Genomic DNA, 7,744 nt, shown 5'->3' with positions numbered 1-7,744 from the left:
GATGGCCGGAATTCGCTTTTTGCACTGCATCCATACTTAACGCACGGATTGCATTTGCTAAATGTCTACGTGTAGCCATTATCTACGTTCTCCTATTAAAAAAAATTAAGCTGCCCGCCATTTGATGGAACAGCCCATACTGGGTATCTGTTGTTCTGGACCATGACCTGTCTGAGCGACTTTCTGCATCGCTTCAAACAAATCACGGCGTACGTCCGCTGGAGCGGCTTCTTTGCGGCTGGCATCAAGGCGACCACGATATTGCAACGTCAGATCTTTGTTGTATCCAAAAAAATCTGGCGTGCACACCGCGCCATAGGCTTGAGCAACCTCTTGGCTTTCGTCATACAGATAAGGGAAAGAAAACCCGTTTTGTTCGGCAACCAGTTTCATGTTGTCGAATGAGTCTTCGGGATAATCAGCGACATCATTAGCGGAAATCGCCACAGAGTTGATGCCAAGTTGTTTGAGTTCGCGAGTATCACGGACCAGCCTGTCCAATATAGCTTTAACGTAAGGACAGTGATTACAGATAAACATCACCAACAGGCCATTTTCGCCACGACATTTGTCTAAAGTCCAAATCTTGCCGTCGGTGCCTGGCAAAGAAAAGTCGATGGCTGGCTGGCCAAATTCACATATTGGTGTTTCTGTACTAACCATAGGCTTCCGTTAGAATTTTTAAGATTTTCGGCGCACATTCCGCCGAAAATGACCGTTATGGAAATAAATTGCGACTCGGGATCGTACCAGAAAAAATTTAACAACGCTAAATTAGGAATCTCAGCAGAAACCAGAACTTAGTAGCAGATGGCGACAATGTCGAATCAGTTTACAATATGTTACCGCCAAAGTTTGTCAGCAAGTCTTATGTGTCTTTAAACCAAAAGTAGAATGACAAGAACACATTAACCAAAAACGTGATGAACTTACATTAAGCTTTGCAGACCTAAGCCCTATACCATTTACATAAACTTAATACTTTAAGAACCCATTGTGACCAAACATAAACCGTCCAAAACCAAAAAATCGAAATCTGTGTTTCGCCGTTTGATAAGCGCAAAAGTCATTATTAGCTTGTTGGTACTTATTACTGTCGCGTCTGCTATTGCTATCGCGACATTAGACTTTCGAGTGCGCAGCGAATTTGAGGGAAAACGCTGGGCATTACCTGCCAAAGTGTATGCCAGACCACTGGAACTCTACACTGGCGCGCCTTTATCTCTCAACGACCTGAAAATTGAATTAAGAGCTTTAGGTTATCAGTTTGTCGATAAGGCTAATCTGCCGGGCCAGGTTGCTTTTTCAGCTTCCAGCGCAACGCTGTCCACCCGCGGTTTTCATTTTCCCGATGAGCATGAACCTGCCAGAGAACTTATTTTAGATTTTAGTGGTGACACCTTAAGTCAGATGCGTTCAGCAGATCAGCAGGCGCTGACATTAATTCGTCTGGAGCCCGCACTGATTGGTGGTATTTATCCGCTGAATAATGAAGACCGGGATCTGATCCAACTACAAGATGCGCCGCAGGCCTTTATTGATGCACTGATTGCGATCGAAGATCGAGATTTTTACGATCATTTTGGTATCTCACCCAAAGGCATGGCTCGCGCGACATTGGCCAATATTCGGGCAGGTGCATTTGTGCAAGGTGGCAGCACCTTGACCCAGCAATTAATCAAGAACTTCTATCTGACAGCCGATCGCACGTTAATGCGCAAAATGCTGGAAGTGCCGATGGCAATGATCCTTGAGTGGCATTACAGCAAAGAAGAAATTCTTGAAGCCTATTTAAATGAAGTGTATCTCGGTCAATCCGGTAATCGTGCCATCCATGGTTTTGGGTTGGGTGCGGCACATTATTTTGCCCAGCCGATACAAGAACTCAAATTACACCAATTAGCGCTGCTTGCCGGTCTGGTCAGAGGCCCTTCTTATTATGATCCGCGGCGTAATCCGGAGCGCGCCAAACAGCGTCGTAATCTGGTATTAAGCGTTTTACACCAGCAAGGTTCTATCTCCGATGAAGAGTATATGTTGGCCTCGACTGCCGAGCTAGAAGTTGTCGCCGCCGGAAGCTCCATGAAAGAGGCTTATCCGGCCTATATCGATTTGGTGAAACGTCAGTTACGTCGTGAATATAAAGATGAAGATTTAGGTTCAGAAGGCTTACAGATCTTTACCAGTTTGGATCCTATCAGTCAGCATAAAGCCGAAGCTTCCCTTATCAGCACCATTGACGATCTTAGCAAAACCCATGGTGAAAGACTGGCAAAACTTCAGGGCAGCATGGTGGTTACCGATCCACAAACCGGGGAAGTGCTGGCATTAATTGGTGATCGAAATACTCGCTTTCACGGGTTTAACCGTGCTTTGGATGCGATGCGTCCAATTGGCTCTCTGGTGAAACCTGCTGTTTACCTGACGGCTCTCGAACAGGGATATACCTTAATCAGTGAATTGAATGATTCACCTTTTAGCCTTACGTTACCAAACCAGCAAGCCTGGACACCCAAAAACTTTGATGGCAAGTCCTATGGCTTGGTTCCGCTGCATGCCGCACTCACCCATTCCTATAATTTATCAACGGCGCAGTTAGGTATGGAAATCGGGGTTGATAAAGTCATTGATACCTTACAAAGACTTGGTGTTGAACGTCGAATGGATGCCTACCCCTCATTGCTGTTGGGTGCTCAGAGTTTGTCGACATTAGAGGTGGCCGCCATGTATCAGACTATCGCTGCCACCGGATTTCAAATTCCGCCGCGTACCATTCGCACGGTAACAGACAGTGCAGGTGAAGCACTTTCCAGCTATCCATTTCAGTTACAGCAAACCATCGATGAAAAAGCCATGTATTTGCTGCAATACAACCTGCAGCAAGTTACCCGTAGCGGAACTGCTAGAAGCATCTATCAACAATTACCGATGAATATTAACTCTGCTGGCAAAACCGGAACCTCGGATCAACAACGCGATAGCTGGTTTGCAGGGTTTACCGGTAATCGTCTTGCCGTGGTCTGGCTGGGGCTTGATGATAACAGTCCAATGCCCATTACCGGTTCATCTGGTGCATTGCGTGCCTGGACAAAGTTTATTGCACAAGAGCCCTTACAATCGTTTGAGCCGGCAATACCAGAAGGTATTGTAATGTTATGGATTGATCCGCTAAGCGGAAAACTTGCCGATGGTTTGTGCGAGAATGCGACTCAAATACCTTTTATCGCAGGCACACAACCAACCGAAACAGCCGCCTGTGCCATGCCGGAAGAAACATTTACCGAAAACCCGATTAAACGCTCAATAGATTGGGTTAAAGACATCTTCAGATAGGTTTTAAAATGTTAAACAATGTATCAAAACCCTTTTTTATTATGGCCCTGATGGCCATGTTTTTATCCGCCTGTACGACCGCACCGGTGACTTATAAGTCACCGGTGGAAAGCAGAGATGTACCTTCCCGGCCGCAAACGCCGGAGACTGCACAAACCAGACCTGAACCATTACAACCAGCAACACCACAGGCATTACCGGTACCACCACCGGGATCTACATCGACCGATCTGCCGGCCACTCAACGCGCAGCAACACCAAGTAATCCAGCAGTATTGGCGCTATTGAGTGATGCAGAAAAATATCAGCAACAAGGTGATATGGCCGCAGCACAATCCCGTATACAACGGGCCCAACGCATTGCACCTCGCGACCCAAAAGTTTATTACCAGTTAGCCCAGACCCATTATGAACTGGAAGACTATCGACTGGCGGAACAAGTCGCTTTAAAAGGCGTTTCCTACGCACAAGGCAACAATGCCGAGCAGAAACGTTTTTGGTTATTGCTGGCTGATATTCGTAACAAAACTGGTGATAGTGCCGGGGCAAAAACAGCGCGAGAGCAAGCCGCACGCTACTAGACTAATATGATCTGCTGATTCCCACAGCCCTCAGGGGAAGCTTACTTAATCTCACTTCTGACGCATAACTGTTCTCACGCCGGAGCGTGGGAACTAGGTTTAGAGATCCTTCGTCGGCGCTTTACAATTAAAACACGCCATCATCGATCCCTTTTCCCGTCCAGATAAATAAAATCCCGATACCCTGCAACAGGTATCGGGACAATATAAAAAACCCTTTTTATCCCCACGAATCACCGTGGGGCCCATTATCAAAACATCCAGCGGAACTTGACAGAAGCAGTTTGGTTTAGAAAATCTTCTCTGCCTTCAAGATCATAACTCGCAGTAATTTCTGAGCTATCACTGAGTTGATAATTCACTCCAACACCGGCTTTGGCCAACCAAGGGTTTGGGTCAAAGCCTTTGGTGGTAAACGCCACACCACCACCGGTATAACTGGCTGTCAGGCTGGCGGTGTCGTTAATGAAATCATAACCAAGTCCAGCATTGGCAGTGAGGCTGGTGCTGTCGTTAAGTTGGTGGTTGAGGTGACCTTGCGCCATCACAATAAGCTCGTCAACGTGGTTGCTGCCGATATCCAGGTTCAACGCTCCTGCGCCTGTTTCCGTGTAACTTTCATCTTTGATGTAAGCATAATCGGCTCTCAGGCTTGGAATGATGGTGGTTGTGTCATTCAGCTCAAAACGTTTGCCTGCACCTATGCCGATATGGGCGGTGTAGCTGTCATAATCGGCTTTGGCTGTGCGGTTCATAAAACTGATGTGTCTGCGGCCTTGGTTTTTGTTGATACCAATATCAGCCTGCCAATTGACTTCGATATCCGGATGATTTTGCAAACTGCGACTGCCGTAGAAAATCGCTTGATAGGCGTCGATGTCAACTTTGTTACCTGAGGCACTGCCGCGGCCATCAACATCACTGTTCATGTAAGACAGTGCAAAACCTAAGCGGGTGTGTGTGCCCAACTCACTGTCGATACCGCCGACCAGACCGTAGCTATCTGCCCGATAACCAGCCACACCGTTTCGTTCATCCTGAGTAGTCCAACTGCCCACCGGCTTGACCCACAGGTGTTTGTCGATGAAAAAACCATCACCCGATGACATACCGCTAAAACCGGATTGGCGGGCCTGTATAACGCGATTGGTGCTACGCAATGTACCGGTCGCAATCTGGGTGGTACCGCTGACCAGTAAGGGCAGCGTTTCGGCGACGGCATCACTGACTTGCTGGTATGTAGAAAACCTGCCTAATGCATTAATCACGGTATCCATATCTGTGTTGCCGCTACTGCCGTTGGCGATAAAAACATCAATAATGCCATCAAATGCCACCGCGGCTCCGGTGGCTGGAAAGTTGCCTGTGCTGGTCACCGCATTCAGCACACCGCTGCTGCTGTTACCACTGCTATTGTCGTTGTCGTTGTCGTTGTCGTTGTCGTTATCGTTATCGTTATCGTTATCGTTGCCGTTATCGTTGCTGTTGTCGTTGTCGTTGCTGGCAGCGGCTGCCAAGATGAGATCAACATTGTTACCGTTTTTGGCTGCGCTGAAGTCGAACAGGGCAGAGTTGTCGGTGACAGCAAAAGTACCGTCTGACGTCAGCGTACCGGCACTGATGACGCTGACTAAGCTGGCGGCTGTGAAATTGAAGTTCGCGTCGGCAACATTCACGTCGATTTTTGCGTTGCTCGGCAATGTCGCTGTGCCACCCACTAACAACTTGCCGTAGGTGGTGTCATCCCTAACTCCGATCCGCAGTGTACCGGTGGAGGTTTGGGTGTAGTTGCCACCTAAACTCAAGGTCTCGCCATCAGCCACCGATAAGGTACCACCATCAATGGTCATGGTGCCGGTATAACCGCTTAAGACCCCTCCGTTACCAGTAAAGCGCGTGGTGCCGGAAAGCAAGCTAATGGCGCCTGTGCCTGTTATATTGGGAGCAAACGTGTAAGCTGAATCGGTGTGGTTGAACACCAAACTGCTGGTGCCAGCGCCAAAGGACACTACTCCTGCATTTAAGGTACCAGCTGCTACTGCAGTAGCACCCGCCGCTGCGCCGATATTGATGGTGCCAGTGCTCTCGGGATCCCACCCTATCGACGCTATGCCAGCGCCAGAATCCACATTGACTACACCACCATTGCTAATGGTGAGACTGCCAATACCTTCAAAGCCCACAAACAAACTTAAACTGCTGTCCCAGCTCGATCCCACCCCGTCCACAGTCACGTTACCGGTGCCGGCATTATAGCCTATGAGGCCTTCCTCATTACTCACACTACCACCATTACTGATAGTGAGGTTACCAGTACCGAACCCTCCCACTATCAAATCAGCTCGATTGGTCCAGCTGGAGTCAAGGCCATCGACGGTCACGCTGCCTGAACTGCCATCATCATAGCCAATGTAGCCTAAGTTATTACTCACCTCACCACCATTGCTGATGGTAAGACTGCCGCTACCGGAATTACCTACATATAAAGACGCACTATTGATCCAGGAGGAATCCATGCCATCCACCGTGACACTGCCGCTGCCAGTTGCCCCATAGCCAATGTAACCAACGTTACTACCTACCACTCCACCATTGCTGATATCGAGACTGCCAGTGCCGGCACGGCCCACAGTTAAATCTGCACTATTGATCCAGTTGGAGTCTGTACCGTCCACGGTCACACTGCCGTTACTGCTAGACCAACGGCCAATGACGCCAATAGTATTTCTCACTGTCCCACCATTGCTAATGGTAAGACTACCAGTGCCGTATTCGCCCACATAGATACTTGCACTATTGGTCCAACTGGAGTTCGCTCCATCTACCGTGACACTACCATTACCAGCAGAATTACCACCAATGCTGCCAAATGTATTGCTGACCGCGCCACCATTGCTAATGGTAAGACTACCGGTGCCAGAACGACCCACTGTTAATTCTTCACTATTGATCCAACTGGAGTTCGCACCATCGACGGTTACCCAGCCGGAGCTGCTAGCACTACTGCCAATGTAGCCGAGAGTATTACTAACGGTACCACCATTGTTGATGGTGAGACTGCCATCACCAGCTAAGCCCACAAATAAAATTGAAGTATTCGTCCAGGAAGAGCCGCTGCCATCCACGGTGACACTGCCGTTGTCACCATCGTATCTGCCAATGTAGCCAAAATTATTACTCACCGTACTGCCATCATCAATAAGTAGTGAGCCGACTCCTGTATCACCAACGAATAGATTATTTCCGCCAAGATCCCATGATGCACTTGGATTGGGATCCAGTGTTGGATTTACATTCCCAGTTGTTTCCACCTCTGCCAATAATGGGCCAGCGCTCAAGGCCAGTGCCAGGGCGGATGCCACACCAGTTAAATGCTGACCATGAGGTCGTTTGGAAGCGGTGCTTTTACTTTTACCGCGTGATTTTGTGTATTCACCAACAACCATCCAGACTTGGCGGCTCATATTCCAGATGACTTTATAGACTCGATTCATTGCTGTGACCTGTTCCTTAGATTTATCAAATTTTGGGGCATGGCGTGACGGGAACTTTTGTTGGGGTTTTCACTGATTTTTTACGTTAGCACAGCGCGCGAAAAATCTATGTTTCAGTATGTAACACAGCGTTAAAACTATATTTTGTTCAGTAGGTTATAAAAAACTGAAACAACAGCTTTACGGTTATCAGCCCCATTTTCTTTGGCTTTTACCGAGGTTGTCTGCAGAAGGTCTAGATATTTTGATGGGAGGATAGAACTGCCGCAGCGTCGCTCTATATGGCAGGGCTCACGAAAACCTCGGCTGAGATCATTGTTATCAATCAGCTTCAGA

General features: G+C 48.0%; 4 protein-coding genes and 1 pseudogene. 2 read left to right on the top strand and 3 right to left on the bottom strand.

Annotation, left to right across the window (positions count from 1 at the left end; translation table 11 throughout):
* Window positions 1-79: pseudogene (locus tag Q7V21_RS17905) on the bottom strand (ribulose phosphate epimerase); the annotation flags it as partial.
* A gap of 26 nt (window positions 80-105) precedes the next feature.
* Window positions 106-663 carry a thioredoxin family protein gene (locus Q7V21_RS08880; protein ID WP_304916950.1) on the bottom strand — a complete coding sequence of 186 codons (558 nt, stop codon included), beginning with the start codon at window positions 661-663 and terminating at the stop codon, window positions 106-108.
* Between the two features lie 333 nt (window positions 664-996).
* Between Q7V21_RS08880 and mrcB the strand changes: the two genes are divergently transcribed.
* Both mrcB and Q7V21_RS08870 read left to right on the top strand, forming a co-directional pair.
* Window positions 997-3,333, top strand: a complete 2,337-nt coding sequence (gene mrcB / locus Q7V21_RS08875) for a penicillin-binding protein 1B (protein ID WP_304916949.1) — start codon at window positions 997-999, stop codon at window positions 3,331-3,333.
* An 8-nt stretch (window positions 3,334-3,341) separates the two neighbouring features.
* Window positions 3,342-3,914: a M48 family metallopeptidase gene (locus Q7V21_RS08870; RefSeq protein ID WP_304916948.1), complete on the top strand. Its 573-nt coding sequence runs from the start codon at window positions 3,342-3,344 to the stop codon at window positions 3,912-3,914.
* Between the two features lie 251 nt (window positions 3,915-4,165).
* On the opposite strand, the gene Q7V21_RS08865 is transcribed toward Q7V21_RS08870, so the two are convergent.
* Complete coding sequence (locus tag Q7V21_RS08865) at window positions 4,166-7,408, bottom strand: autotransporter domain-containing protein (protein WP_304916947.1); 3,243 nt, start codon at window positions 7,406-7,408, stop codon at window positions 4,166-4,168.
* Window positions 7,409-7,744: the final 336 nt, after the last annotated feature.

Source organism: Methylophaga sp. (assembly GCF_030651745.1).
Note: the sequence above shows the minus strand (reverse complement) of the source record. Positions and strands in the feature narration are given on the sequence as shown.